This window comes from Peptidiphaga gingivicola, assembly GCF_001652275.1.
Classification (GTDB): Bacteria; Actinomycetota; Actinomycetes; order Actinomycetales; family Actinomycetaceae; genus Peptidiphaga; species Peptidiphaga gingivicola.
Genome location: NZ_LVZK01000001.1, coordinates 448,319 through 474,101, shown reverse-complemented (window position 1 = coordinate 474,101; position 25,783 = coordinate 448,319). Strand labels below are relative to the sequence as shown.

Below are 25,783 nucleotides of genomic sequence, written 5' to 3'. Positions count from 1 at the left end.
TGCGCACCCCGGTTTCCGGACGCGTTCCCGCCGGAAGTGCGACCCTTCTAAGTTTGCCACGGATCGGCTAAACTCACGCAGCCGGAGAAAGAAGGTCGTTGCCGAGCGCTTCGAGAATCCGGTCGCGAATGTGAAGCTTTGGCAGCTGACCGGCGAAGCGCACCAGTTCCCCGCCCTCTGCTTCGCGCCGATTCACCCCGCTGTTCGGTTCCTTTTGCAGAGGATGCCGTTCTTCTGTCGGCCGGTTTTGGCTATTTGTCAAGCGGTTCTGGTTATCTGTCAGGCCGTTCCGGCCTTCCGTTGCCCGGTTCCGGTCCTCTGTGGACCGGTTCCCTTCCCGCATGAGGACGATCATGGGGACAAAGTCGATCGTTTCGGCGAAAGCGGGGGAAATGAGCGGGTCGAGCTCAAAAGCGGGATCGGGGGGACGGCCGGATGCGGCGTCGTCGGCCCTCGAGGCAAAGACCGCGTCGACTTCGTCGACGTCGAGGACGACGGCGCGCACGCCTGCGATGCGCGAAAAGGCCGAAGTGAGAAGCGAGTTGGACCCGGCAGGCGGCGAGGCGTTACTGACGGGCAGGTTTCCGTTGGTGAGCGAAGCGACGCTGCGACGGGCCTCGACGACTCTGCGTTCGAGGTCGCGGACCAGTTCGTCGAAGATGGCGCGCATGGGAACGGCGGGCTCACACCAGCGCGCCGTTGCGAAAACGAGCGCGTAACGCGGTTGGCCTTCTGCCTCGGTTCCAGCTTCCTCGGCTCTGGCTTCTTCGGCTTTATCGGCCAAGCTTCCTCCCTCTGTGCATGCGCCGACGCGACAGAGCCGCGGCAGCCGCGAAAAGGCCGCCGGGTTCGGCCGAGCCCGGCTTTGCGCTCGCCAGTCCGAGGGCGGCGTCGACCATTTCGGTTGCGCGGGACAGCTCGCCTCGCCGCAGAACCCGCGCGACCGAGGCTTTGATCGACCGCAGTTCTTCGAGCCGTTCGCTTACGAGCGTGGGCGAAGGGACGAGCCATCTGCGGGCTTCGCCGGGCTCCAGTTTGAGAATGCCGCCTCCGTAGCTGCGGCCGGAGAGCTCGGCGCTGAGTCTGCTCGCAGAATTGAGACTGGCCAGGGGAAGCAGCTCTGTTCCCAAGCGGCGGAGTTCCTCCGCCAGACAGACGCCGTGAACGGAATTGAGGTGGTGCACGCGGGCGCTGTTGGCCACGAGACGCGGCGTTTCGGCGTTCATTGCCGTCAGGAAAAGGTCTGGTACGGCCGGGAGCGGAACGATGTACCACGGATCCCGCACTCTGCATTTGTATGCGAGGTCGACGCCGGTTTCGCTGCCCGTGCGAATGTAGCGCCGTGCGGCGGCGGACAGGGGGGTTCGCGGCCTGAAAAGCAGCGTTCCTCGGCCTTCTTCTCCCAGAATCGCCAACGCCTTTGAGGTGAGAGACATCCCGCGCAAATGGGAGCTTCCCGCCGGGCTGATCCTGAGCAGGTCGCGGCGGTCCAATCCAAGTTCGCGGGCGCGAGAGGGTGAAAGCGTGAAGTAACCGTTGTTGCCGGTGACCGCTCCGAGTTTGACCGCGCCCCACTCGGAGAGCGGCGTCAATGCCGAAGAATCGCGCAGTTCGTCGAGGTTGGCAAGGGCGGTGGCGGGTGCGAGCAACTCGGTCCATTTGGCTTCAGGGGAGGCGGGCGCCCACATTCCGTCGTGGCGGGCCGCGCGCGGACGCGGAGATGCGGCGGCCAGATCGCGTTCGTCGCGGACTTGGCGGACTGCGGCGTGCGACGTCGAGCCTCCGTATCCTTCGGCCAGCAGGAGGACGACGTCGGCCTGGGCCTCGTCGAACACCCGGCTTTCGAAAAGGACCAGTTCGATGCCCGAAAAACTGTCGAAAAGAAAACGGCGAACGGGGGCTGCGTAGTTGACGCTGAGCAATTCGGCGGGAAGAACGAAGCCGAGCCTGCCACCTCGCACAAGAAACTGGCAGGCGTGGACAACGAAGGGCGCCCAGCTCGAGGCGAGCGCCGTCAAGGACACCCCCGCTCGCAGGGCCGCCTCTCTGCCGGCGGTCCGCGAGGCGCCCGCAAACCCCTGATACCTGACGTAGGGAGGATTGCCTACGACGGCGTCGTAGCGGGCTTCGGCCGGAATTGCAAAGAAATCGGCGACCTGGACATGTGCGTGCGCACCGAGCGCGACGACGCGTTCGCGGGCAGCCGCCGCGCTCGGAGGGTCGACGTCCACTCCGTCGACCCGGATCTCACGGGGCACGGCTTCGGAGACTTCTGCCTCGCGTCCCGCGGACTTTTCGCCGACAGGCCCCTCCCCGCGGATTTCCTTCTCCTTGCGGGCGCACCCTTCGCCAGTCGCGGGCTTTCGAACGCAGGCCGCGACCTGCCTCACCGAGGAAAGCTCGAGAAGCTTCGTCGCGGCCGGCGCAAGAAAGGCGGCGTCGCCGCACGAGGGATCGAGGACGCTGTCGCCCGCCCTGCGCACCGCCCAATCGACGATGAACCGTGCGATCGGAGCGGGAGTGAAGAAGGCTCCGCGGGCTTTGCGGGCGTCGGAAGCGGAAGACTCGGACATACTCATACGATGCTACGCGCCTCCGACAGAATTCAGGGGACGCGACGCCTTGGCATTCGACGCCGAAGTCTCCGGTCAGTCGTGCAGATCTTCGAGGTAAGCTTGGGCGTCCAGGGCGGCGCGAGCTCCGGAACCCGCCGCCGTGATGGCTTGGCGGTACGTGTGGTCGACGGCGTCGCCGGCCGCGAAGACTCCGGGGACGTTCGTGCGAGTGGAGGGCTCCTCGACCAAGATGTACCCGGCGCCGTCCAAGGCGACTTCGTCGCGAACGAGCGCCGTGCGCGGGTCATGGCCAATCGCGACAAAGAGTCCCGCGACGGGGAGCACCGAGGTCTCGCCCGTGACGGTGTCGGCGAGCGTGGCGGACTCTAGGGTCTCGCCGCCGGAAAGCTCGGAGACAGTCTTGTTCCAGTGAATTTCGATCTTGGGGTCGGCCGCGACGCGGTCTGCCAGCACCTTCGACGCGCGGAACTGGTCGCGGCGGTGAATCAGGTGGACCTTCGAGCCGAAACGCGTGAGGAAAAGCGCCTCAGTCAGCGCCGAGTCGCCGCCTCCGACGACGGCGATCTCCTTGTCTTTGAAGAAGAAACCGTCGCACGTTGCGCAATATGACACGCCCTTGCCGGAGTAGAGCCGTTCGCCCTCGAGGCCGAGCTTCCTGTAAGCCGAGCCGAGCGCGAGGATCACCGCTTTTGCCTTGTACGTCGAGGAATCTGTGACGACAGTCTTGACGTCGCCTTCGAGCCGGAGCTCTGTTGCGTCTTCGTACTCGACCGAGGCGCCGAACTTCTGCGCCTGGGCCTGGAACTTGTCCATGAGGTCGGGGCCCATGATCCCATCGGGCCAGCCCGGGAAGTTCTCGACTTCGGTGGTGTTCATGAGCGCTCCGCCCGCTTCGAGGGCGCCGGCCACGACCAGCGGCTCGAATCCCGCGCGCGCCGTGTATATGGCGGCCGTCCAGCCGGCAGGGCCGGATCCGACGATGACGACGTCGTGAACTTTCTCAGTCATGTCTGCCTTTCGTAGGTGTCGAGAGGTGAACGCGCGCAAGGGGCTCCGCTATTCCCGACGTCCCGGTCCGGCTTCCGCATGCAGCAGGGGCGCGCCTTTCGTCACTCGACGGTGATCTCCGAAATGTCGAGCCTGTACTTCTTGGCGCTCTCCTTCGACAGCTCGGGGAACCAGAGGACGACGGTGTCGGTGGCCACCGGTTCCGAAGCTGAAAGGGTCAGCCCCGGCTTGAGCCCGCCTTCGGCGACGACGTCGCCGCTGTTAGGCGAAGACTCCGAGGAGTTGCGCCACTCGACCTTCCCGCCCGAAAGCTTGGATTCGATCTTGATCGAGGACACTTTCGACTTGCCCGAAAGCTTGATGGCCAAGCCTATCCCTTCTTTGTTCCCGTTGTAGGAGGCGTCCCCGTACCACCAGGACTGCCACGAGGTCGAAGGCTTTCGATCCGTCAGATACCGGATTTGAGAGGGATTGTCCTGCTCGTTGACCGTGGACGGCTCCATCTGGGCGCCGTAGGGGTTGAGGAGGGAGACGCTCGAGACTTTCGGCTCGGGAAGCTTGTCCGGATCCTCCCTCTTCGTCGGGCTCTCGGTCGGCTTTTTGGCGCCGCTTGGAGCTTTGGTCGGCTCGAGCGACTTCGTGGCCGTGGGCTTGGTCGTGGAGACGCTCGTCGGCGAGAAGAACTTGAAAACCGCCCATGCCCCGACGACGAGGATGAGTACGAGAGCGAGCGCCACAACGACCTTCGAGGGATTGTAGAGCGGCCTGTCGATTTCCTCCCCGGCCAGGTTTCCCGAAGGAAGCGGCTCTTCCGGCTGGGCGCCGAGAAGCCAGGGCTCTTCCTGAGCTGCCGGAGCCGTTTGACCCGCCGGAGCAGCGTGATTCTGCGAAGGCGCCTGGCCCGGAGGCGTGCGGGCCGACGCAGACGATTGGCCGCCCGAGGAGACGGGCATGCGAACCGTGGCCGCCCCCGCCGCATTGCCCGAATGAGGCAGGAACGACGGCGGCATTTCGGAGGCGTCTTCCGTTTCCCCCGCCGAGGATTCGCCTTTGACAACCTCGGCGCGGTTTGCCTCCGCTGCGGCGTGGTCGTTGGCGTGCTTCTCCGCCACCTGGCCCGCGAGCGTTGCGTCGCCGTTCCCCGCGTCTGCCTTCCGTTTCGCCTCCTGTGCAAAGGCGGCCCCGTCGTCGGCGGAAGAGCCGGAAGGCTTTCCCGGAGCCTGGGCTGCATCGGCAGCGGGATCGGGGGCGCCGGCCGCCTGCTGAGATTCGGAAGGTTCGGTTGCCTGCAAAGACACCGCCGTCTGCGGAAGCTCGGCTTGAGTCTGAGGAAGCTCGACTTGAGTCTGAGGAAGCTCGACTTGCTGCGCTGCGGCGGCGCTACCGGCGCCTGCCTTCTTCTTCCCCTGCGCGGACTTCTTCTTGCCGCCTTGAGTCTTCTTCTTGCCTTGTGATGCCTTTTTGCCCTGCGGCGCTTTCTTGCCTTCTGCGGTCTCCTTGTCCCGCGCTGTCGCGGTTTCAATCGTCTTGTCTTCAGAGACCTTGTCTTCGGGGCCGTCCGCGATGCTCACGTAGTCCCCCTCGGGGGCGTCGCCGAAGTCTTCGGGACGGAAGATGGCGGTGGCCGAGGGATCGACCGCCTCGGGGTGCTCCTCCGCGAAAGCGCCCAGACTCGACCATTTCGGCTTCATGCCGCTTGACTTTACGGATTCGTCGGAAAGAGGGTCGATGTCGCCCTGCGCAGAGCCGGTTTCGTCCGAGGCCGCCGGACCGGCGACGGACGGTTCTCCCTCCCGATCGCCCCGGTCCGCGTCTGCCTCCGCCGGTGCGCGGTCGGAAGAGCCTTCCGCCGCGACAGGCTCGGCCGCCGGCGAGGCCGTCTTGCTCGATGCGCTCGCCGAAGGGAACTCCGAGGGCTCGACGGCGCCCCAGGGGGCGAGCTCGCGAACGAGGTCGGCCGGAGACAGTGCGCCCAGTCCTCGGAGCTCTCGCGTGCACGTGCTGCGCAGCGCCCCGGGCAGGGAGCCGTTTTCGGCGGCGGACCGCAGGACGGCGTCGGCCTTGGATTTCCCGTCTCCGGTGAGGAGCCGGGCCAAGAGGACCGTGATTCCCCGAGACTCCATGCGGTCTGCCTGAGAACTGGACATCGAATCCGCGCGAAGGTTGGCCAACGCCGCCTCGACGCCCAGCCCGTCGATGAAGACTTCGCCCAGCACGCCTACCCGGATGTGCTGGGGCGTGAGCTGAAGATGGCGGACTCCTCTGGCCCGCGCGGAATTGAGCGCGCTCGCGACTTCGCCCGTGAGCGCCTGCGCCTGGTCGGGGCTGAAGGGGACGCCGTGGAGATAGGCGGACAGCGGCGTCCCGAGGGGGATCTCGGTGGCCACGTAGTGGGCGGCGGGGTCCTCGCCGACGGAGATGATGCGCACGACGTGCGGGTCGTCGATGAGCGAGCTGCGCCTCGCCGCGTCGAGCACCTCGCTCGCATTCGGGTTGCTGGGGTCCAACGCGAGGATGCGCAGCGAGGTCCCGAGCAGCGTGTCGACCGCGTTCCATGCTCGAACGCCGGGATACGGCGGCTGCTCGGGGAAGGGCTCGGTGAGCCTGTAGCGGCCGGCGATCACCTGACCGGCCTGGGCGAAGCTATTCATGACACTCCCTTCGTGGACACGCGCGAGAACTCCTAACCACGTGTGCGACGCCGTCCATATTACCGGGCAAACTTGATAGGGTCAGGCTCGCCTTGCCAGAGGATTTGAGGGGAATTCCCTTCACGTTGCCTCCTTTGCGGCGGCTGCCCTTGCAGCGGCTTCCCTACGTGCCTTACGAACCTCTTCGGGACTGAATGAGCGCGAACGGCGTCCCTTGCGGAGCGATTTGACGGTGCCGACGATGAGGAGCGTGAGAAAGAAAGCCAAGAAAACGCCGGTTCCGATGTTTTCCCAGTCGGAACGCACACGTGTCTGTAGCGACTTCGTCACACCCACGGAGGCCCCCGCCTCGTTGAGGATCCTGACATCGGCGGTTACGTTTCCTGAACCGAAGGCCTTGACGGGAATCAGGACCTTGGTCGAGGAGCTGGGCGCCAAAGTCGCCTTCACCTTCTTGCCGGCTTTCAAACGCGGATCGCGCGAGTGCAATTCGACCCAGACGGTGACCGACACCGGAAGCGAGTTGCCCACGTGAATCGGGATCTCCGATTTTGTGGAGATGATGTTGATCGTCGAGGACCGCTCGGCCGCGATGCTCCTGAGGAAAATTCGTCCGTCCGCTTCGTAGGCCTTGAGGACTTCCGTTCGAGAGTCCCTCGAAGCTCGCCAGGCGACGCCGGTCAGCGAATAGGCGCGGGCCGTGACCGTCTGGTTGAGCAGCGCCTTGTTCCCAGAGATCTCGACGATCGCGTCGAAGTTCTTCCGCGCCGAGTCGATGCGCTCGAGTTCCTTGCGGGTGAGCATCCCCGTCGGCGAGCGATACTCCGGAAGCGAGCTTCGAGCGACCGTCGACGGGCTTTGGTCAAAAGCGCCGCTCACGGTGGTCGGCGCCACCCACGGCGCCGACATCAAGGCCCGGACCGTTTCGCCCATGTTCTCGGGGCTGAGGGCGCTGTCCGTCGAGGCCTTCGCCGGATCTGCCTGCCCGAGGTAGGGCATGCCCGCACGATCCCCTTCTATCAAAGTGACGCGCGACGTGCTCGGCCGCTCCCTGTAGGTGGCCGCCGACAGGCCGAGCACGAGTTGGCGGGCGTCTAAAGCGTCGAGGGTCTCCGATCCCGACGGGGTCGAGTCGGCGTCGGCGTTTTCGGGAAGAGTTCCGGAGAATGCGGCGCTCATGGCGGTGTCCGATGCCAGGGCGGCGGTCGATGTGCCCGGAAGCCGCATGCGCGCCGACGGGGTGGTTCCCTTGCCCTTGATCGGAGTCTGATTGCCCGAGAGCACCGCAGGGCCGCCGCCCGCGCTGGCAAGCCCGGTGGCCGTTAGCGAATCGGTCTGCGGCGGCAAAAGGGCGATGTCCGTGCGCGGAGCGTCAATGTTCAGCCTCGCGGAGATGTCGTCGGATACCCTCGTCGCGAGGGCCCTTTCCGCATCGAGGTAGGCTTTGGCGCACGAGTCGAGCTCGCCGGCGTCGTCGCAGCCGTGCATCCTCGCGGCGACGTCGGAATCCCCCGGCGCCGTGAGAATGAGCTGAGTGGCGCGCTCGCGGGAAAAGGAGGCGAGCGCCTTGGTCAGGTCGGCGCCGGCGACGTCGGCGATGAGCGGGTCGAGTGCGAGCGTCACTCCGGGCGCCGAAAGCTCCTTGACCGCCCGGGGGATTCTTTCTGGGATCGTCGGCGTGCGATGCTCGGCCTGCGACTTCACGGAAGGATTCGAGGCGATCTCGGCAGGGGCAGACGTGAGCGGAACGAGCGCGGCCGCCGGCATCGGCGTCACCGGGACCGTGGGCGCCATGACGACGATCGACCGGTCTTTGGCCTGTCTCTCGCCGATCGTCGCAGAGACTTCGACTCCTCGCGGCCCCCAATCCTCGTCCGTTGCTCCCCACGGCAGCATGAAGCGCCGAACGGTGAAGGTCAGCGTCGCCGTCGATCCCGCGGGGACGACGACGGAGTCCTTGCGCTCGACGAGCGTCTCCATGCCCGCCGAGCCTCGGGCGGACCCGGACCCATGGAGGAATGCGAGCACCTGCGAACGCGATCCGGGGACGTTCTTCTGAGCGGTGAGCTTCGAGGAAGAGACTGTGATCGGCGTCGAGCCCGGATTCTTCACCTCGGCCGAAACGCTGAGATTTTCGTTGGGCTGGAGAATCGGAGAGCCCACCGAGGTTATTCGAACGGTCGGCTGCGCCTTCCTCTCCGCCGGGACGGTCGAGGCGGGTCTGCCGATTCGCGCCGGAGCCGACTCCGAGTGGGCGTTCGAGGTTGCGGAGCGGCCCGAAGATGCGCCCGCATTCGAGAGGCGCTCGCCTGAAGCGCCGTGTGCGCTCGGCGCGGCGTGTGCGATCGACGCTGGGCGCGGACTCGAGGCCGGATGTGCGCGCGGAGCGGCGAAAGCGCCGGAGGCCGGAGCGGCGAAGGCGCCGGAGAGGCAGACGAGCGCGGCCAGAAGGGCCGAAACCCATCGTCCCCCGCGCCGCCCGCCCTTCGCGTTGTCCGCAGCTTTCGCCTTGTCCGCAGCTTTCGAGTCGCCAGCGCCCGTCTTCCTGCTCGTGTCCTTCACGTCAATCACGCCCCGAAAGGATGGCGCGCGCGGCGGCTACGATTCGGCGCTCGTTCGGGTAGGCGAGGCGCGAGCCGACCTTGTCGATGCGGACCCATTCGACCTTCTCCGCCTCCTGATCGGGGTCGTTTTCCGTTGTGAGGAAGCCCGACAGCGCCTCGAGGAGGAAGTGGTGGACCACTTTGTGGACGCGGCGGTCGGCGCCCGAGAACCAGTAGTCGATGCTCGCCAGGTGGGTGAGGACCCTTCCGAATATGCCGGTCTCCTCCGAAACTTCCCGCACGGCGGCTTCCTCCGGGGTCTCGGTTCCTTCCAGATGGCCCTTGGGAAGGCACCATTCGAGGCGGCCTCCCCTGTTGCGGCGTGCAATGACGGCGACGTAAGCCCATCCGTCCTTGACAGACAGGACCACGCCGCCCGCGCTTGTCTCGTTCACCACGGGATAAGGATGGTGGATGGCGGAAACGGCCCGGGGCGTGCGCTTGCGCCGGTGCCGTCCCGTCGGCGAAGGCCGCGGTGCTGATGTCGACATGTTTCTCACGTAGGTTATGGCGCACCGGAAGTATGCAGAGACGATCGAACATGGCACCCTTATAAGGTGCAACGCGTGAATCCCTCCTACGAACCGATACACAATGCGGCGACGACCGGAGTCAACCGCCGGGCTCTGCTCCTTGCTCAGGGGCATAAGACCCTTGGGTCCCTCCCTCCGGCCATCGATGAACTGGGATCCATTTTCGCAGATGCAGGGCACGAAGTGTCACTCGTGGGAGGGCCGGTCCGCGATGCCTTTCTCGGATTGCCCATTCACGACTTCGATTTGACGACGTCGGCGCCCCCCGAAATCACTGAGAGGCTCCTTTCGTCATGGGGCGCCGCCACCTGGGACGTCGGCCGAGAATTCGGCACGATTGGATCCGTCCGCGACGGCGTGACTGCGGAGGTGACCACGTATCGGTCCGACTCCTACGAGGTCGGCTCGCGCAAGCCGAAGGTCGACTTCGGCCGCACCCTCGAGGGCGACCTCTCCCGGCGCGACTTCACCGTCAACGCCATGGCCGTTCGGCTCCCCGAGCTCGAGCTGGTCGACCCGTGCGGCGGCCTCGACGACCTCGTCGGCGGGGTTTTGAGAACCCCCGTAACCGCGGTTCAATCCTTCGACGACGACCCCCTGCGGATCATGCGCGCGGCCCGCTTCGCCGCGCAGCTGGGATTCGACGTCGGCGAGGACGTCATGTCCGCCATGGCGGAGATGGCCGAGCGCCTCGCAATCGTCTCCGCCGAGCGGATCCGGGCCGAGCTCGAAAGGCTCATGCTCTCGCCCGCGCCGCGCCGGGGAATCGAACTGCTCGTCTATACGGGCGTGGCCGACGTCGTCCTTCCCGAGATCGCCCAGCTGCGCGACACGGTGGACGAGCACAAGCGCCACAAGGACGTATACGAGCACACGCTCACCGTCGTCGACCAGGCGATCGCACTGGAGGACCCCGCGTCCAGGAAGGAGTACGAAGCCTACCTCCTGGGAGGCGAGCTTGAGGGCCCCGACCTCACGCTGCGGCTGGCCGCCCTCTTCCACGACGTCGGCAAGCCGCGCACGAGGCGTTTCGAAAAGAACGGATCGGTCACATTCCGGGCGCACGACGTCGTCGGCGCGCGCATGGCGGCCAAGCGGATGGCGGCGCTGCGCTTCGACAAGCAGACGGAGAAGGACGTGGCGAGGCTCGTCGAGCTCCATCTGCGCGCCTTCGGGTTCTCGGAGGCCGGGTGGACCGATTCGGCCGTGCGCCGTTTCGTGCGCGACGCCGGGGACCTGCTTCCGCGCCTCATGCGCCTGATTCGCGCGGACGTGACGTCTCAGAACCGCCGCAAGGTCGGCAGGCTCCAGGCGGGCAACGACGAGCTCGCGGCGCGCATCCGCGACCTGGCCGAGCAAGAGGCGCTCGACGCCATCCGGCCTGACCTGGACGGCGCCCGCATCATGGAGATTCTCGGCCTCAAGCCCGGACCCGAAGTAGGCGCCGCCCGCAACTATCTTCTCGAGCTCCGCCTCGACGAGGGCCCTCTCGGCGAGGAAGAAGCCGAACGCCGCCTGCTGGCCTGGTGGTCCGAGCGGAGCTCCGGCGTGAAAGACTCCGTTCCGGCCGCCGGCTCCGCTCCGGGCGAGCCGTGAGCGTCCTCGCTGATCTGTCGACGCTTGCGAAATCCGTCGGCTTTCGCAAGCTCTTGGGCGTGCGGCTCGTCTCCCAGGTCGGAGACGGCATGTTCCAGGCCGGACTGGCCTCCCTGTTCTTCTTCAGCCCGCAGTCCATGACGTCCGCGGCCGGGGTCGCCGCGGCCATCGTGGTGATGTTCGGCCCGTACAGCCTCGTCGGCCCTTTCTTCGGCCCGCTTCTCGACAGGTGGCGACGTCGCCAAATCCTCCTGTTCGGAAACGCCGTGCGCTGCCTCTTCGCGCTGTGCGTCGCCGCGGCCACGTGGGGATCGGCCGGGATCGGGATCGTCTACACGCTGACGCTCTGCGCGTTGGGCCTGAGCCGTTTCCTCCTTTCCTGCCTTTCGGCCGGGCTGCCGTCGGTCGTCGGCGAACGCGAGCTTCTGACCGCCAATTCCGTGGTCCCCACGCTCGGCGGGCTCGCGATGGGGATCGGCGCCGTCGCCGGTTTTCTCATCCGCGTTTTTCTGCCGGAAGGCTCCTCGCGGGACGTCGCCTCGCTGTTCGTCGCGGCGCTTCTCTATCTCGCCGCCTCCGGCCTGGCGAGCCTTCTGCGTCCCGACCAGCTGGGCCCGAAGCGCGAAGAGCTCGAATCGCAGCCGGCCTCGCCCTCCTTTCGTTCGACGGTTCGCGACCTCGTCGACGCCGCCGCCTACCTGACCCGCAGGCGGACCCCGGCGTTGGCCCTTGCGACGATGTCTCTCCATCGATTCGTATACGAGATGGAATTCATCATGATCATCCTCGTCTCAAGGAACCTCCTCGCCGATCCGTCCGACGCCGACGCCGGCCTCGCCTACTTCGGCACGCTCGGCGGAGCGATGGTCGCCGGGCAGTTCGTCGCCGTCGTCCTGACGCCAATCGCGCACGAGAAGATCGCCCCCTGGCAATGGGTCGTCACGTGCCTCATCGGGGGATCCGCGGGTCAGGCGACCTTCGTCCTCGCCCCGAGGACGGGCACGCTGGCGGTCGGGGCGTTCCTCGTCGGACTTGGGGTGCAGGGAGCGAAGATCGCCGTCGACACCATCGTGCAGTCCGACGCCTCCGACGCCTATCGCGGACGAGCCTTCGCCCTGTACGACGTCCTGTTCAACCTGGGCGTGTGCGCGGCGGCGGGGGTCGGCCTTGCCGCGCTTCCCGACGTCGGATGGTCGCGCGACGTTCAAACGGCGCTGTTCGCGCTCGTCTGGGTCCTGGCTTTCCTCTTTTTCTGGGCCATGGCGCGGCTCGGTGGGAGTCCGAGGGACGCGGGCCCCGCCGCGGGGAAACCAGTCCCTCCTGCGGGTGAAACAAGTACCCGGGCGACGGGCTCGGAGCTTGAGAAGGGGAAGGCATGTCCCCGGGCGGGGAAGGCAAATCCCCAGACGGCCGAAGAAGTGTGACACGCGCTTGTTTTCCCGCATTGGCGGCCATGGCGCGCTGTCTATAGGGCAGACTAGATTAGATGTACACGATCGAGGAGGGTAGAGCCTAGATGGCCTCGCAGGATGAAGAGCCTTTGCCCGGCTCCCAGACGGCCTCACCGGAGCAGGAACCGTCGAAGTCGGCTGAAGCGGACGGCGGGTCGGGCGGAAACGTCGAGTCGACAGCGCGCAAGGTCCTGGCGGAGCACTCTGCACAAGACCAGGGGCGAACCCTTCCTGCGGGAATGAAGGCGCTCATCGTCTTCTCCCTTGCGACATTCGGCTGCATCGGGCTGCACGAGGTCAGCAACTTGTTCGGCCCGGCCTTCTTTGCGCTCACACTCGTCCTCACCGTGCGCCCCATCCACAGGTGGCTCATACGCAAGGGCCTGCCGCCGTGGCTCTCGGCCATCTTCACGATGACCGCGCTTTTCGGCTTCCTGCTGGGAATGGTGGGCCTGACCGTGTGGTCCCTCATCGACCTTCCCGATACCCTCAAGAGCTATTCGGGAAGCTTCAAAGGCCTCGTCCAGAACGTCGTCGATCTGGCCGAAAAATACAATCTCTCCTCGGGCAAGCTCTCCAAAGACCTGCTCGACAACCTCGATTTCGACAAGATCGTCACCGCGGTCACCACCGTTCTCGAATACTTGACTTCTGCGGGAAGCCTGCTCGGAATGATCTCGCTGTCGATGCTTTTCATCACCGTCGACACGATGACGATGAAGTTCCGTTCGAAGATCGTCTACGAACACGATTCGCACTTCCACGACGCCCTCGAAGGCTTCGAAGGGCGGGTCCGCCAGTACTGGATCGTCTCCTCGATTTTCGGCGCGATCGTCGCGGTCGTCAACGGGATCGTCCTGGCCTTCCTCCACGTCCCCATGCCGGCGGCGTGGGCGATATTCAGCTTCGTCACGAACTACATACCGAACATCGGCTTCGTCATCGGCCTCGTGCCGCCCGCGCTCATGGGGCTGCTCGATTCCGGCTGGCTCACGGCCCTGTGGGTGGTGATCGCCTACAGCGTCATCAACTCCGTGATCCAGGGGATCTTCCAGCCGAAGATCACGGGCGACGCCGTCGGCCTGTCGACAACCGTCACTTTCCTTTCGCTTCTTTTCTGGACCGTCGTCATCGGCCCCCTGGGCGCCATTCTGGCCGTCCCGCTTACGCTTTTCGCGAAGGCGCTCCTCATTGACTCGAGCGTTCAGACCAGATGGCTCGAAGTGTTCATCATCCCCGAGTCCGAAGCTAAAAAACGTTATGACAGCGGCTTTTACGACGTCGAGAACCCCACCGACGACGACTTCGTCGATTTTATGTCCGCGGAGCTCGACGAACACTCGCAATCCGAGCGTCCCAAAACCGGATTGCGCCGTTCCAAAGTGAGATTGGGGCACAAGTCGGCCCCTGAAGGCGGAGATTCGGGAGGCTCAAGAAGCTCTGCGTCGTCTTCAGCCAAGGCTGCGCAGGATGAGCATTCAAGATAATCTAAGAAACAAGCCAAACAGTCCTCTATATACTAGGTGCCTCACGGAACCGTTTCGATTCCGAGAGAGAACACGGGAGGTCCGATGCCTACCACTACCGGAAACGTGCGGGGAGACAAGGACACACAGGCAACTTCGCACAAGTTGACGAAGGAGCGTTCCGCAGAGGCGACCGAGCACGCCGATGGGCGCAAAGGGAAGCCCAAACGCAAGCGCGGCTGGAATTATCCCAGAAGGGGATACGGGCCGATTCATCGGTGGATTCCCAGTTGGCGGGTCGTCCTCGCGTCTTTCGTCTCGATGTTCGCCTTGCTCGTCGGGTCCTTCGTCGCGCTCTACGCCACCACGGAGATTCCCGAACCGGACGACTTCGCCTTGGCGCAGACCACCACCGTCTACTATTCCGACGGCGTGACGAAGATGGGGACATTCGCGGACTACGAACGCGAACCCGTCAAATTGAAGACGTTGCCGAAGCATCTTTCGAACGCCCTCGTGGCCTCCGAGGACTCGAGCTTCTACACGAACAACGGCGTCTCCCCTAAGGGCATCTTCCGCGCGTTTGTCAACAACATCAAGGGCGGCCCGAGACAGGGCGGCTCCACCCTGACCCAGCAGTACGTCGAGCGTTACTACCTCGGCAGCACGAAAGGGTATTTGGGCAAGGTCAAAGAGGCCATCCTGGCCATAAAAATCGACAAGCAGCAGTCCAAGGACCAAATCCTCGAAAACTATCTCAACACCATCTACTTTGGTCGCGGCGCCTACGGAATCGAAGTGGCTTCCCAGAAGTACTTTGGCATTCCAGCGAGCAAACTCTCCGTTTCGCAGGCGGCACTGCTCGTCGGCATCATCCCCGGCCCGACGATTTACGATCCCGCCGTCAATCCTCAGAAGGCGAAAGAAAAGTGGGATCGCGTCCTCGACCGAATGGTCGGCGAGGGATACTTGAGCAAGGCGGACAGGCGGGCCCAGAAGTTCCCCGAGACGATTGAGCGCAAACAGGCCACGGCCTTCAAGGGTCCCAACGGATATCTTCTTTCCGCGGTGAGCAACGAGCTTCTCGCGAGCGGCAAGTTCACCCTCGACGACCTCAATCAGGGCGGTCTGAAGATCGTGACGTCGATCGACAAAGACAAGCAGGACGCCGCGGTGGCGGCCGTCAACGGGCTGCCCAAGGATCGGCCGAAGAACAACTACGTGGGCCTTGTCTCGGTCGACCCCCGGAACGGCGAGATCTATGCGATGTACGGCGGCGCCGACTACCTCAAGCGCCAGCGCAACTCGGTGACGCAGGACCGCGCGCAGGCGGGTTCCACTTTCAAGCCTTTCGGTTTGCTCGCCGCGCTCCAGAAGGACTATTCGCTCTCGAAGACATACGACTCGAAGACCCCCAGAACGTTCTACAACGGCTCCGTGACCGTTCAGAACTTCGACGGAAAGGACCGCGGCCGGATCGACCTCGTCACGGCGACGAAGCATTCGGTCAACACCGTCTTCGCTCAGCTCAACGACAGCGTGGGGCCGGCGAACACCAGGAAGGTGGCTGTCGAGTCGGGGATTCCCGATTCGACGCCGGGATTGGACAACAACCTGACGAACATCCTCGGTTCGGCCTCGCCCCGCCCGATCGACATGGCCAAAAGCTATTCGACCTTTGCCAATCAAGGGGTGACTGCCACGCCGCACATTGTGCGCGCGGTCGAGGACAGAAAAGGCCAGTCCAAGTACAAGGGTCCGACGGCTGGAAAGCGGACGTTTGAAAAAGAGACGATGAACCAGCTCAACTACGCTTTGCAGTCGGTGACCGAGAGCGACGGAACGGGCTCGACTGCGGGCACCCTCGGCCGACCGGTCGCCGGCAAGACTGGAACGTCGTCGGGGCCGTGGTCCGCATGGTTCATCGGCTATATCCCGCAAATGGTCACGGTCGTGGACATGTACCAGATCGGCGCGGACGGCAAGGAGGAAGTTCTCACTCCCTTCGGCAAATACTACTACGGAATCGGAGGAGGATCGTTTCCCGCCGAGATATGGCTTCGATACATGAAGAAGGCCACCGCGGGCATGGAGGTTGAGAAGTTCGCGAAGCCTTCGTACGTGCCGAAGAGGGCCGACGGCGACGGCCGCGCCCCGACGAAGAAGAAGACCGCGACGCCGACGCCCGCCCGCACGACGGCTCCCACCGCGACGCCGACCCCGCGCGTGACAACGGACACACCCGAGCCGACGACGAGTTCGACGGACGACGACGATGATCACAAGCATCCGTCGCCTGATCCTTCGGATCAAGACGAACCAGATCCGCCGACGTATCCGACGCAGCCGCCTATGCCGTCTACCGAGGTTCCTTCCAACGGGCCCGCCAACAGGAATGGAGGCAGAAACGGCTACGGCGGCCAGCAACGCGGCAACGGCGGACAAGGCGGGTACGGAGGCTATGGAGGTTACGGGGGCTACGGCGCCGCAGGAGGTTAGCCTTGCGACTGCGGTCCGCGGGCCTTCCTGCCCATGTGGGTTCGATGGCGCGAAGCCTGCGATCCTAGTAAACTTGTAATTCGGTGTCTTTTCCCGGCGGGAAGGCCCCGAAACGCATTGTCCCTCCTGTCATGGAAAGACCATGACCGCATAGACCAGAGGAGGTGGGAACAGCATGCGTGATTACGAGATGATGATCATCATCGATCCGACCGTCGACGAGCGCAATATCACAAACTTCGTCGATAAACTGCTTCAAGTCGTCCCCAACGAGGGCGGCACGCTGGAGAAGGTCGATATCTGGGGCAAGCGCCGCCTTGCCTACGACATCAACAAGCGCTCCGAGGGCATCTACGTGGTCGTCGACATGAAGGCGACGCCGGAAACCGCTCAGGAGCTCGATCGTCAGCTTGGCCTGAACGAGGCCATTCTTCGCACGAAGCTGCTGCGCGCAGAGGCCTGAGGCCAGTACACCGAAGGAGAAACATGGCAGGCGAACCGATCATTACCGTCGTCGGAAATCTGACCGGCGATCCGGAACTCCGCTACGTGAGTTCGGGCACGCCCGTCGCGTCTTTCACCGTCGCGTCGACCCCGCGCACGCTCAATCGTCAAACCCAGCAATGGGAAGACGGGGAGGCGATGTTCATTCGCTGCTCCGTGTGGCGCGAGCACGGCGAGAACGTCGCCGAATCGCTCAGCAAGGGCATGCGGGTGCTCGTGACCGGGCGGTTGACCGTCCGCAGCTACGAGTACAACGGCCAGCAGCGCACGAGCCTCGAGATGCAGGTCGATGAGATCGGCCCGTCTTTGCGGTACGCGCGCGCCCAGGTCACGAAGGTTGCGGGCGGCGGTTCGGGAGGCGGAAACTTCGGTGGCGGCAACAGCTACCAGGGCGGCGGAGGTTACGGCGGCGGCCGTGCCTCGTACGACGCCCCCCAGGGCGGCTCGGCCCACGATCCGTGGAGCAGCGCCCCCCAGGGCGGTTCTGCGTTCGACGACAACCCCCCGTTCTGATTTCGCAATTCGACTTTCTCGGCGGCTCGAGCCGCCTGGCGGCCGGCGGGCCGCCGCAACTGAAGGAGCAAAACTATGGCGAAGCCAGTTCTTCGCAAGCCCAAGAAGAAGGCCAACCCTCTGAAGTCGGCCAAGATCGAGAACATCGATTACAAGGACACCGCCACGCTGCGCAAGTTCATCTCGGACCGCGGCAAGATCCGCGCTCGCCGCGTCACCGGTGTCACCGTTCAGGAGCAGCGCAAGATCGCCCGCGCCGTCAAGAATGCGCGCGAAATGGCACTGCTTCCCTACTCGAGCTCGGCTCGCTGAGGGAGGGATTCTGCATGAAGATCATCCTTACCCACGACGTCGACCGGCTTGGCGTCGCCGGTGACGTCGTCACTGTCAAAGACGGCTACGGCCGCAACTACCTGATCCCCCGCGGCTATGCGGTGCGCTGGACGAAGGGCGGTCAGAAGCAGATCGACCAGATCGCCGAGGCCCGCCGCCGCCGCGCGATCCAATCGCTTGACGAGGCGAACGCGATCCAGGAGGCGCTCCAGGCGAACGTTCTGAAGATCGTGAAGCCGGCCGGAGAGAACGGCCGCCTTTTCGGCTCCGTCACCAACGCCGAGATCGCCGAGGCCGCCTTGGCCGCCACCGGCAAGAAGGTCGATCGCCGCACGATCACCCTCGTCTCGCCGATCAAGTCGACCGGTTCCTACAAGGCCGCGGCAAAGCTTCACGACGACGTCGTTGCCACCATCTCGATCGAGGTCGTGGCTGAGAAGAAGAAAAAGAAGTAACTGCGCCGGGAAAGCGCCCCGCTCGCCGCAGCCGCTTCGGCGGTTTGCGACGGCTGGGCGCTTTCTCGTTCGACTTTCCTTCGAAAGGGCGACGCAGATTCTTCATGGCAGCGCCGATAGGTCAGCCGGTCAGCTGAGTGCGAGTATGGGACGCATGGCCGTCGATCCAACGGGCGACGTCGGCTGGCATTTCCTCGCGCATGCTGGGCCAAACGTCGAAGAAGTTCTCGAGCGTGACATCCAGAATATCGAGAATGTCCGCGGATCCGACTTGCAGTTTTTCTTGGAGTCGCTTGAAATGGCTTCGAGAAATCTGTTCTAGGCGTTCGTCGCCGAAGAAGGGAAGGCCAAGTTCGGCGTGATTGGGGTAAGTTGCGGTGGAGACAAGATCATAGGCGGGAGAGAGTTTTGCCGTCTTCCGATCGGGATAGATCAACGACCAGTTCTTCAAATGTGCGTCACCGTTGCCGACGAGGAGATTGAAAACGATCCGACGGATCGTCTCCTGGAGAGAATCATGGTCGTATCCTCGAAAAGCAAGGCCTGCGACGGTTTCGACATTCGATTTGTACTTGCTTTCGCCCATTCCAAAACGTCCCAGAACCTGAGCAAAATCCTCAATGTGAACTCGACCGTTGTCGGTACGGTCAAATCGCATAATGGTGTAGGCAACCTCCTCATCAGAGACCCAAGCGCCGTCTCCGAGGTCGTCGATCTGATCACGGCGATATAGCTTCACATCGGGCACTTCAATGCCGATGCTTCCGGCCAGTTTCATAACGGCGAACTCGTTGACGGGAAGATTCGGATAGTGCCCGTCAGGCGTCTTCAGTATGACGTCCCCTGATTCTCCGTGAGCTGGCAGGACGAGCCTGTCCCCTTGTCGACAGACGGAAAATTTCATCGTCATACCGGCCAGCGAGGCGCGTACGGGGAAACGCGGCGTGGATTCCAGAGGATCCGGAATGTGAATGACGTCGGCGACGTCGATGTTCGCAGTGATATCCGGATCTGGGACTACCTCGACGGCACCGGGAAGGTCTCGCCCGATTCGACCGAGCAAGGCCATCTCGTTATAGATGCTTACCCCCTGCTCGCGAGCAACGAGTTCCCGTAAACGCCCCTCTGGCAGAAGGTTCGAGAACCACTGCGGCACTTGGTTTGTTGCGCTCGGCTGTCTGCGAGGATGATTTTCGAACCACTGTCCAAGGACTGGCCGCTTTGAGCGATTCCAGTAATCTTCGTCGAAGACGAACTTGGTGTATCGACCACGATACTGAAGGATCCCCACGTGTTCGCCGTGGAGGAATACCGTATAGGCCGAGGATTCGCTGTTCATGCCGGCGCCCCCGGGTCACCGTCCGGGTCGCCGTCCTCGAAGATGAAGTCCTCCAAAGGAGGCCGATCCTCTTGCCCGTAGGCGGTGCGCGCGTCGAGGAAGTCATTGAGGTAACGCCGAAGAACCCCGGATCTCATTCTGAGGAAGTCTTCGTGGCGGTTCTCTTGAAGGGCGCTCAGCATCTTTTCGTCGAGAAGAAGCGAGTCAAGGTTGGTTTCCGCACTTGCACGCCCGATGAATTCTTGGCGGTCGACGAAGGAAATGAGCCGGTTCGCGGCGAATCCCGCGCTTTCTGCGGAATCTGGCGCAAGCTTGATCGTCACGGCTTGCGGCGTGGAGTCGTTTTCGAGCTGATCGGCAAGCTGGTCCGGCGTCATGGCAGAGTTCGTTCGAACGTCCACTGGATGCTTGTTCCACAAGGCTGCGAGGACGACTTTTGAATTCGCCCGATCCGTGCGGAACGTTGTCAGATCGAGGAGGTTGGTGAAGTCGCTTTCCGGTTTCATTGTCAGTTTGGCGGCTTTGATGAGCTGCTGAACTGAGCTGGACTCCTTGCCCGGCGCGATGAGCTTGGCCATGTAGCGCAAATCTCTTTGTGAGCCGCTGATGCCTAGTGTTTCGGCTCCCACGCTCGTTCGCCAGAACCATCTGCTGATGAGCTCGAGATTGCGATCGTGCGGCTCGGGAAACAACGCGAAGAACCTGGTGAGAACGAGAAGCTGGAATCGGAAGGGCAAGAGAGCCATATGGGGAACGCCAACGGTCCGTTGGAGGAATCGAATCGCCGACACCAGAGCGCGTTCGGTTTCTTTGTAAGCTTCTTCCTCGTCTTCTTGCGGGAAGGCGCTGATATTTCGACGCGAAAGAAAGAATTCGTTGCGCAGATCGCGGGTGATATCTGGGTGCCTGCGAACGAGCAGGGCCTGCACCACAACCGTGTCGTCTAGCCTGCCGAAACGAGTCTGCTCGTTTACGTGCGTGGCGATCCCTGAGGTAGTGAGCCCACGGTCGGGTCCGCCGTGGATGGCGTCAAAGATCTCCGCGGGATTGAGCCGCTTGCCACGGTAGTTTATCCTGTCGAAGATTTCTCGTAGAGTCCCTTCATTCGCTTCTTCCATGATTATGGCGGGAATGGAAAGTCTGTTGAGTCTGGCCGCGACCTCCTGGATGTTCTCAGCTGCATTCGATACGTCGGGGTTGTTCCTCAACCATTCGAGTGCCCGTGCGAAATCGAAGAGGTCAGGAAGCGGGATCACGGACGAGCCTTCATTCCGATTCAACAGAACGACCTTCTTCGCTCTCAGCGAGTAGCCGAGCGCGAACCGAGGGTCCGCCATTCCTCTTGGGTCGACGGCGTTGACAAGGCTTGTGATGCGCTGTTGGCCGTCGACCACCCACAGGGCGTCTTGGCGTGCTCCGGCTTGAACTTCGAGCGCCCCGATCCTCAGATCATCGGCCCCGGCCTCGCGTTGCCATAGAAGAAGGCTTCCGAAAGGATACCCGCGGAGTATGGAATCGAAGAGATTGAGAACGTCTTGAGCATCCCAGCGAAACGAACGCTGGAACTGCGGCAGCCGCAGTCTGCCTGATGTCACGAGTGCAGAAAGCTCAGCGATCGTGTAATCGCGGTTTGTTGAAGATGCTTGAGAGTCGTCCATGCGTCAATCTTAAAGGGGCGAAAGCTTCGTCGGCTGCCTCACGCCTGCATGCTGGCCCGCAGGAACTCCTTGAACGGCCCCTCTCGGGAGGCCAGCTCCTCCGGGGAGCCGAATTGCACGATGCGGGCCGGGCCGCCGTTGTCGGACGGCTCGAGGAAGGCGACGTGATCGGCGTCGCGAATCGTCGACAGCCGGTGGGCCACGACCACGACGGTTCTGCCGCGCGCCAGCTCGCGCATGACCTCGGTGATGGCCGCCTCGTTCTCGCCGTCGAGGGCCGAGGTGATCTCGTCAAGCAGGAGGATGGGCGCGTCCTTGAGGAAGGCCCGCGCGATGGAGACCCGCTGGCGCTTGCCGCCGTCCTCCTGTTGGCGCTGCTGTCTGTCGCCGCCCCGGAATTCTTGTGAAAGCAACGAGTCGAAGATCCGCGCTCGATTGGAACGATCGGAGCATGACGGGAATCGGCTGGATCGAGAGGGTGCTTCATCGGCTCACCGAGCCGCCTCTGGAAAAGAAGCTGCTTCGTCGAAACGTGAAACGATGCCTCAACTGGAGCCGCCTTCGCGGCCGATGCCTTCGCAATTCAACACGGCCAACATCAGACGGCTTGCAGGACGCCCCGCGGGGCGACCGGCATGGACTTTCTGGGGTCACGCGTTGTCGCTCGCAGCCTTAGGCTCTCTGCATCCCGGGCTCCTCCTCGAGGCGTGCGAGACGAATATGCATTCGAAGTATACATTCGGTGTATAGTTGAGCCATGGACACTTCCTTGACGCTGCTCGGTTTGCTGGGAGTCGACTCGGGGTACGGGTACGACCTCAAGCACAGCTATGACAGATGGTTCGGCGCGAGCAAGCCTCTGGCTTTCGGCCAGGTCTACGCCACGCTCGCCCGACTCGTGCGAGACGGCCTGATCGCCGTCGTCGGCGCGGAAACGGGTTCCGGGCCGGAGCGCAAACGCTATGAAATCACGCCCGAAGGGCGCGACCGGATTTCCCAATGGCTTGCGACGCCTGACGCCCCTGTGGGCCCGCTGCGGTCGAACCTCTTCGCCAAGACGATCATCGCTTTGATGCTCGACGACGACGCAGAAAGGCTTCTCGACATCCAGAGGGCGGAGCACACGGACCGCATGAGGAAACTGCGAAAAGTCAAGAAGGAAGGCGGCCTCGCCGAGGTCCTTCTGGCCGATCACGCACTCTTCCACATCGAAGCCGATCTGCGGTGGATCGATCTGACGGCCTCGCGGCTGAACGAGCTGCGCGAGGACGTGCGATCGTGAGCGGGCAAACGGACGACCATGCGGCGCTCGCATTCCGGGTGCGCGGCGTGAGGCATTCCTTCGGTCAAACGGAGGCTTTGCGCGGCATCGACCTTGACGTCGGCCGCGGAGAGGTCCTTGCCGTCACGGGGCCCTCGGGCTCGGGCAAATCGACGCTTCTTCACGTGATGGCCGGAGTGTTTCCGCCGGACGAGGGGAGCATCGAGTACGAGGGCGCCGACATCACGGGGTTGGACGAAGCGGAGAGGTCGGATCTTCGGCTGCGGTCCTTTGGCTTCGTCTTCCAATTCGGTCAGCTCCTTTCCGACCTTTCGGCCATTGACAACGTGACGATTCCTCTGCTCTTGGCCGGATGGCGGCGCAAAAGCGCCCTCGTCAAGGCACGCGACGCCCTGGAGGAGCTCGATGTGGCGGACCATCGAGACAAGAGACCGGGCGAGCTCTCCGGCGGCCAGGCCCAGCGCGTCGCCGTCGCCCGCGCCCTTGTAACCGAACCCGCGGCCCTTTTCGCCGATGAGCCGACGGGATCCCTTGACACCCTTGCCGCGGAGAAGACGATGGATTCGCTCCTCGACCTCGTGCGGTCGAGGGGGACGACGATGGTGATCGTCACCCACGACCCGCGAATCGCGTCGTATGCCGACCGCGAGGCGATCGTCCGCGACGGGGCGGTCAGTTTCGGGGGCGGCGTCGGAAATGCGGAAGGCGTCGGAAATGTCGGATAGCGAGGGCCGCACGCATCGGATGCCCCGAGCGAAGGCCGAGAATCCAAAGGACATGGCCTGGCCCGCGAAGAAGGCGGCGAAAAAGAGGGGCGACGTCGCACTTGCCCGGCTTGTCGCCGCAGGCAATCGTCCGGGCCGACGCCGGTTGCTTGGAATCGCCGCCGGAATCGCGGTGGGCGTCGCGCTTTTACTCATGCTTGTGGGGGCGTACAGCGGATTCGGGCCGCGCAGCGAAAGGGCTGCGACGGGTTCGGTCGTCAAGTCGAACGTCGAGCTGGAGGACGACAGCGCGCTCGGCCCGGGGCGGGCGGCCGCCGCGGTCATGAGCGACCATTGGCGAGGAAGCCACTATTCGATTCTGTATGTTGCGGGCGTCGCCGAGTCGGGGCTCGCGGTTCCCGGAGTGAGCGCGCTTCCCGGACCTGGGCAGGCCGTGGTTTCCCCGCGCCTGAAGCAGATGATCGACGCTTCGCCCGACGAGCTCGGCGGACGCTACGGACGAGTAATCGGGACGATTTCGAAAGAAGGGCTTGAAAGCCCGGAGGCGATCATGGCCGTCGTCGGAACGACCGTTCCGAAGCTCGCCGCTTCGGGACTGGACGCGAAGATCGTCGAGGACTTCGCCGGGGTCGATTACGCCGGCCGCCCGTACAAGGCGATAGCGCTCATAGGGGCAGTCGCCACGCTCATCCCGGTGCTGCTCCTCATCGCCATCGTCACGGACCTAGGCGCGTCCCAGCGAGCCGAACGCTTCGCCGCGTTGCGCCTCATAGGGGCGACCCCGCGGAGGGTTGCGGCTGTGGCCGCTTGGGAAACCGGCGCGGTTGCGGGAGTCGGCGCGTTGGCGGGAATCGCCCTGTATTTCGCCGCCATCCCTTTGGCCGCCCGGATAAAGGTCGGGGCGGGCCGCTTTTACAACGACGACCTTCTTGTTTCTCCAGGTTGGATCGCTGGAATCGCGGTCGTGACGGTCATGCTCGCCGCCGCCGTCGCGTGGCGGCGCACGCTTCGCGCCGACGTCGGTCCGCTCGGTCAATCTCGCGAGCGTGCCGAACGCCCGCCTCGGGCGGCTGCTCTTTTCCCTCTCGCCTTCGGCCTCGGGTGCCTGGGCTGCGTCGCCGCCTCGGCCCGCGGCGGGGCGCGCCCTTCCACGCCACTTCTCGTCATTGGCTTCCTTCTCACCGCCCTCGGCCTGATCGTGGCGGGTCCCTTCGTCACGCGGCAGCTGGCCCGCGTTGGAATGCGCCGGGCGGGCAACGCCTCGACGGTCATTGCCTTCAACAGAATCGCCCGTTTCCCCAAAGCCTCTTTCCGCACTGTCTCGGGAATGGCGGTGGCAGCTTACACGGTGACCGTCTTCGCCGTCGGCGTCACCGCGGCCGCCGGGGTGCGAACCGCTCCCGACGGCCCCGATCGCCTCCCGATGTCGGTCGTCGCAGTATTCGCCGGGAAAACCGAGGATCGAGCAGTCGAGACGCTGCGCGAAGATCTTGTGAACGCGCCGGGTGTGCGGGCCGTGGCCGTCGGGCGACTCGGCGGGGCAGGCAAGGTCGGCGCTTTGGACGATCGCTCGACGGCCGCCGATCAGAAGATGATTCTCCCGTCGGCGCAGGCCCGTGCCTTGGGCGTGGCGGGCCCGCAAAGGTCCGAGTATGTCGCGTTGAACATCGGCGCCGTGTTTCTCGACGATCCGCTCGACGTCGAAGAAGCGCCGGGTGACGTGCAAACCCATTCGGACGTCCGCGCGATTCTGGTCCGCACCGACGGCAGGCCGGCGACGATCGAACGCGTGCGCACGCGCGCAATGGCCAGCGGAATCCCATTGAGCGCGTCTCCGGCAAGCAGGGCCGACCTTGCCGCTGAGGGCGCCCTGGCGCCTGAAAACCAGTTCGCTGCAATCGCCTACGTTGGAATTGTGATTGCCGCCTTGCTCTCGGCCGTCTCCCTCACGGTTTCTGCGATCTCCTCCGTCATCCAGCGGCGGCGGGCCTTCGGCCTCATGCGCCTGACCGGGATGCCCCGAGCGGTTTTGCGAAAGGTCGTCTCGATCGAGGCGGTCGTCCCAGTGGCCGGAGTCTTCCTCGCGTGCCTCGCGGCCGGCGCCTTCACCGCCTGGGCGGTCGTCTTCGCCGCATCGGAGGGGAGGCGAACCGTGGGATTGCCCTCCCTCGGATTCTATGCGGTTCTTGCCCTCTGCCTCGCGTTGGCGGCCTGCTCGACGGCCGCGACGGTGAAGGCGGCGTTCAGGGTCACAGGCGAAGGGAGCGTGCGTTTCGAGTAAACGGATGCTTGTCGCGACGGCGAACGCCGAAGGCCCCGAAGCGCCGCCCTGAAAGATGTAACTGTTCCCTGCAACAGGCCGCGCCGGGCGATTCGATGAACTGCACCGCCCGGCGCCTGCCTCATCGAATCCCCGGACGCACAAGGCTCGTTTTCAGCCGTTCGCAAGCCTTTGGCGTTTCTTGTGAAACAACCGCTTTCCCCCGTGAACAGAACGGATCCCGTGTAGCGTCGTGTTGTATGCGATTAATGCAATTTTCAAAAGCGAAGCCGTGGGCGATTGCCTGCGATTATCCCCGAAATCGCCGCCA

General features: G+C 64.1%; 19 protein-coding genes and 1 pseudogene. 11 read left to right on the top strand and 9 right to left on the bottom strand.

Going from position 1 to position 25,783, the window contains the following annotated elements:
* Positions 1-73 precede the first annotated feature (73 nt).
* The 6 genes from A4H34_RS01950 to A4H34_RS01925 all read right to left on the bottom strand — a co-directional run bounded on the left by A4H34_RS01950 (position 74) and on the right by A4H34_RS01925 (position 9,329).
* Positions 74-784 (bottom strand): hypothetical protein, encoded by a 711-nt coding sequence (locus A4H34_RS01950; RefSeq protein ID WP_050758768.1) that lies wholly within the window; start codon positions 782-784, stop codon positions 74-76.
* Positions 774-2,573, bottom strand: coding sequence for an N-6 DNA methylase (locus A4H34_RS01945; RefSeq protein WP_138587129.1), 1,800 nt, complete (start codon positions 2,571-2,573; stop codon positions 774-776). The genes A4H34_RS01950 and A4H34_RS01945 overlap by 11 nt, the downstream gene beginning before the upstream one ends.
* A 75-nt stretch (positions 2,574-2,648) precedes the next feature.
* The gene (gene trxB / locus A4H34_RS01940) at positions 2,649-3,584 is read right to left on the bottom strand and encodes a thioredoxin-disulfide reductase (RefSeq protein WP_064230890.1); all 936 of its coding nucleotides are present in this window, start codon (positions 3,582-3,584) and stop codon (positions 2,649-2,651) included.
* A 101-nt stretch (positions 3,585-3,685) separates the two neighbouring features.
* Positions 3,686-6,235: a protein kinase family protein gene (locus A4H34_RS01935; RefSeq protein ID WP_064230889.1), complete on the bottom strand. Its 2,550-nt coding sequence runs from the start codon at positions 6,233-6,235 to the stop codon at positions 3,686-3,688.
* 120 nt (positions 6,236-6,355) lie between these two features.
* Entirely contained in the window at positions 6,356-8,806 is a 2,451-nt protein-coding gene (locus A4H34_RS01930; protein WP_064230888.1) for a DUF6049 family protein, read from the bottom strand.
* A complete protein-coding gene (locus tag A4H34_RS01925) occupies positions 8,799-9,329 on the bottom strand; it encodes an NUDIX hydrolase (RefSeq protein ID WP_009198117.1) in 531 nt (176 codons plus the stop codon). The genes A4H34_RS01930 and A4H34_RS01925 overlap by 8 nt, the downstream gene beginning before the upstream one ends.
* 75 nt (positions 9,330-9,404) lie before the next feature.
* On the opposite strand from A4H34_RS01925, the gene A4H34_RS01920 reads away from it, so the two are divergent.
* The 8 genes from A4H34_RS01920 (at position 9,405) to rplI (ending at position 18,188) form a co-directional block, all read left to right on the top strand.
* The gene (locus A4H34_RS01920) at positions 9,405-10,967 is read left to right on the top strand and encodes a CCA tRNA nucleotidyltransferase (RefSeq protein WP_064231649.1); all 1,563 of its coding nucleotides are present in this window, start codon (positions 9,405-9,407) and stop codon (positions 10,965-10,967) included.
* A complete protein-coding gene (locus tag A4H34_RS01915; RefSeq protein ID WP_064231650.1) occupies positions 10,964-12,391 on the top strand; it encodes an MFS transporter in 1,428 nt (475 codons plus the stop codon). The genes A4H34_RS01920 and A4H34_RS01915 overlap by 4 nt, the downstream gene beginning before the upstream one ends.
* Before the next feature lie 92 nt (positions 12,392-12,483).
* Positions 12,484-13,905 carry an AI-2E family transporter gene (locus A4H34_RS01910; protein ID WP_064230887.1) on the top strand — a complete coding sequence of 474 codons (1,422 nt, stop codon included), beginning with the start codon at positions 12,484-12,486 and terminating at the stop codon, positions 13,903-13,905.
* 84 nt (positions 13,906-13,989) lie between these two features.
* Positions 13,990-16,383 (top strand): transglycosylase domain-containing protein, encoded by a 2,394-nt coding sequence (locus A4H34_RS01905; RefSeq protein WP_009198121.1) that lies wholly within the window; start codon positions 13,990-13,992, stop codon positions 16,381-16,383.
* A 175-nt stretch (positions 16,384-16,558) separates the two neighbouring features.
* Positions 16,559-16,846, top strand: a complete 288-nt coding sequence (rpsF, locus tag A4H34_RS01900; protein ID WP_009198122.1) for a 30S ribosomal protein S6 — start codon at positions 16,559-16,561, stop codon at positions 16,844-16,846.
* A gap of 23 nt (positions 16,847-16,869) precedes the next feature.
* Positions 16,870-17,400 (top strand): single-stranded DNA-binding protein, encoded by a 531-nt coding sequence (locus A4H34_RS01895; protein ID WP_009198123.1) that lies wholly within the window; start codon positions 16,870-16,872, stop codon positions 17,398-17,400.
* 75 nt (positions 17,401-17,475) lie between these two features.
* On the top strand, positions 17,476-17,712 hold the full coding sequence (gene rpsR, locus A4H34_RS01890) for a 30S ribosomal protein S18 (RefSeq protein WP_009198124.1): 237 nt from the start codon (positions 17,476-17,478) through the stop codon (positions 17,710-17,712).
* Between the two features lie 14 nt (positions 17,713-17,726).
* Positions 17,727-18,188: a 50S ribosomal protein L9 gene (rplI, locus tag A4H34_RS01885; protein WP_009198125.1), complete on the top strand. Its 462-nt coding sequence runs from the start codon at positions 17,727-17,729 to the stop codon at positions 18,186-18,188.
* Positions 18,189-18,309: 121 nt separating this feature from the next.
* Here the strand turns inward: rplI and A4H34_RS01880 are convergent, their stop codons facing one another.
* The 3 genes and pseudogenes from A4H34_RS01880 to A4H34_RS01870 all read right to left on the bottom strand — a co-directional run.
* Positions 18,310-19,527: a type II toxin-antitoxin system HipA family toxin gene (locus A4H34_RS01880; protein WP_064230886.1), complete on the bottom strand. Its 1,218-nt coding sequence runs from the start codon at positions 19,525-19,527 to the stop codon at positions 18,310-18,312.
* Positions 19,524-21,185 (bottom strand): DUF262 domain-containing protein, encoded by a 1,662-nt coding sequence (locus A4H34_RS01875; protein WP_064230885.1) that lies wholly within the window; start codon positions 21,183-21,185, stop codon positions 19,524-19,526. Before A4H34_RS01875 ends, A4H34_RS01880 begins: the two co-directional genes overlap by 4 nt.
* Positions 21,186-21,223: 38 nt before the next feature.
* Positions 21,224-21,544, bottom strand: a pseudogene (locus A4H34_RS01870) (ATP-binding cassette domain-containing protein); the annotation flags it as partial.
* A 398-nt stretch (positions 21,545-21,942) separates the two neighbouring features.
* On the opposite strand from A4H34_RS01870, the gene A4H34_RS01865 reads away from it, so the two are divergent.
* Genes A4H34_RS01865 through A4H34_RS01855 form a run of 3 tightly spaced genes read left to right on the top strand, consistent with a single transcriptional unit; the run spans position 21,943 to position 25,473 of the window.
* Positions 21,943-22,467 (top strand): PadR family transcriptional regulator, encoded by a 525-nt coding sequence (locus A4H34_RS01865; RefSeq protein ID WP_009198130.1) that lies wholly within the window; start codon positions 21,943-21,945, stop codon positions 22,465-22,467.
* Positions 22,464-23,192 carry an ABC transporter ATP-binding protein gene (locus A4H34_RS01860; RefSeq protein ID WP_064230883.1) on the top strand — a complete coding sequence of 243 codons (729 nt, stop codon included), beginning with the start codon at positions 22,464-22,466 and terminating at the stop codon, positions 23,190-23,192. The genes A4H34_RS01865 and A4H34_RS01860 overlap by 4 nt, the downstream gene beginning before the upstream one ends.
* Complete coding sequence (locus A4H34_RS01855) at positions 23,182-25,473, top strand: ABC transporter permease (RefSeq protein WP_050758769.1); 2,292 nt, start codon at positions 23,182-23,184, stop codon at positions 25,471-25,473. The genes A4H34_RS01860 and A4H34_RS01855 overlap by 11 nt, the downstream gene beginning before the upstream one ends.
* Positions 25,474-25,783: the final 310 nt, after the last annotated feature.

Bases quoted from the DNA above. Each gene is read 5' to 3' on its own strand.
- A4H34_RS01945 (WP_138587129.1), bottom strand. From the start codon at position 2,573: ATGTCCGAGTCTTCCGCTTCCGACGCCCGCAAAGCCCGCGGAGCCTTC.
- trxB (WP_064230890.1), bottom strand. From the start codon at position 3,584: ATGACTGAGAAAGTTCACGACGTCGTCATCGTCGGATCCGGCCCTGCC.
- A4H34_RS01935 (WP_064230889.1), bottom strand. From the start codon at position 6,235: ATGAATAGCTTCGCCCAGGCCGGTCAGGTGATCGCCGGCCGCTACAGG.
- A4H34_RS01925 (WP_009198117.1), bottom strand. From the start codon at position 9,329: ATGTCGACATCAGCACCGCGGCCTTCGCCGACGGGACGGCACCGGCGC.
- A4H34_RS01910 (WP_064230887.1), top strand. From the start codon at position 12,484: ATGGCCTCGCAGGATGAAGAGCCTTTGCCCGGCTCCCAGACGGCCTCA.
- A4H34_RS01905 (WP_009198121.1), top strand. From the start codon at position 13,990: ATGCCTACCACTACCGGAAACGTGCGGGGAGACAAGGACACACAGGCA.
- rpsF (WP_009198122.1), top strand. From the start codon at position 16,559: ATGCGTGATTACGAGATGATGATCATCATCGATCCGACCGTCGACGAG.
- A4H34_RS01895 (WP_009198123.1), top strand. From the start codon at position 16,870: ATGGCAGGCGAACCGATCATTACCGTCGTCGGAAATCTGACCGGCGAT.
- rpsR (WP_009198124.1), top strand. From the start codon at position 17,476: ATGGCGAAGCCAGTTCTTCGCAAGCCCAAGAAGAAGGCCAACCCTCTG.
- rplI (WP_009198125.1), top strand. From the start codon at position 17,727: ATGAAGATCATCCTTACCCACGACGTCGACCGGCTTGGCGTCGCCGGT.
- A4H34_RS01880 (WP_064230886.1), bottom strand. From the start codon at position 19,527: ATGAACAGCGAATCCTCGGCCTATACGGTATTCCTCCACGGCGAACAC.
- A4H34_RS01875 (WP_064230885.1), bottom strand. From the start codon at position 21,185: ATGGACGACTCTCAAGCATCTTCAACAAACCGCGATTACACGATCGCT.
- A4H34_RS01865 (WP_009198130.1), top strand. From the start codon at position 21,943: ATGGACACTTCCTTGACGCTGCTCGGTTTGCTGGGAGTCGACTCGGGG.
- A4H34_RS01855 (WP_050758769.1), top strand. From the start codon at position 23,182: ATGTCGGATAGCGAGGGCCGCACGCATCGGATGCCCCGAGCGAAGGCC.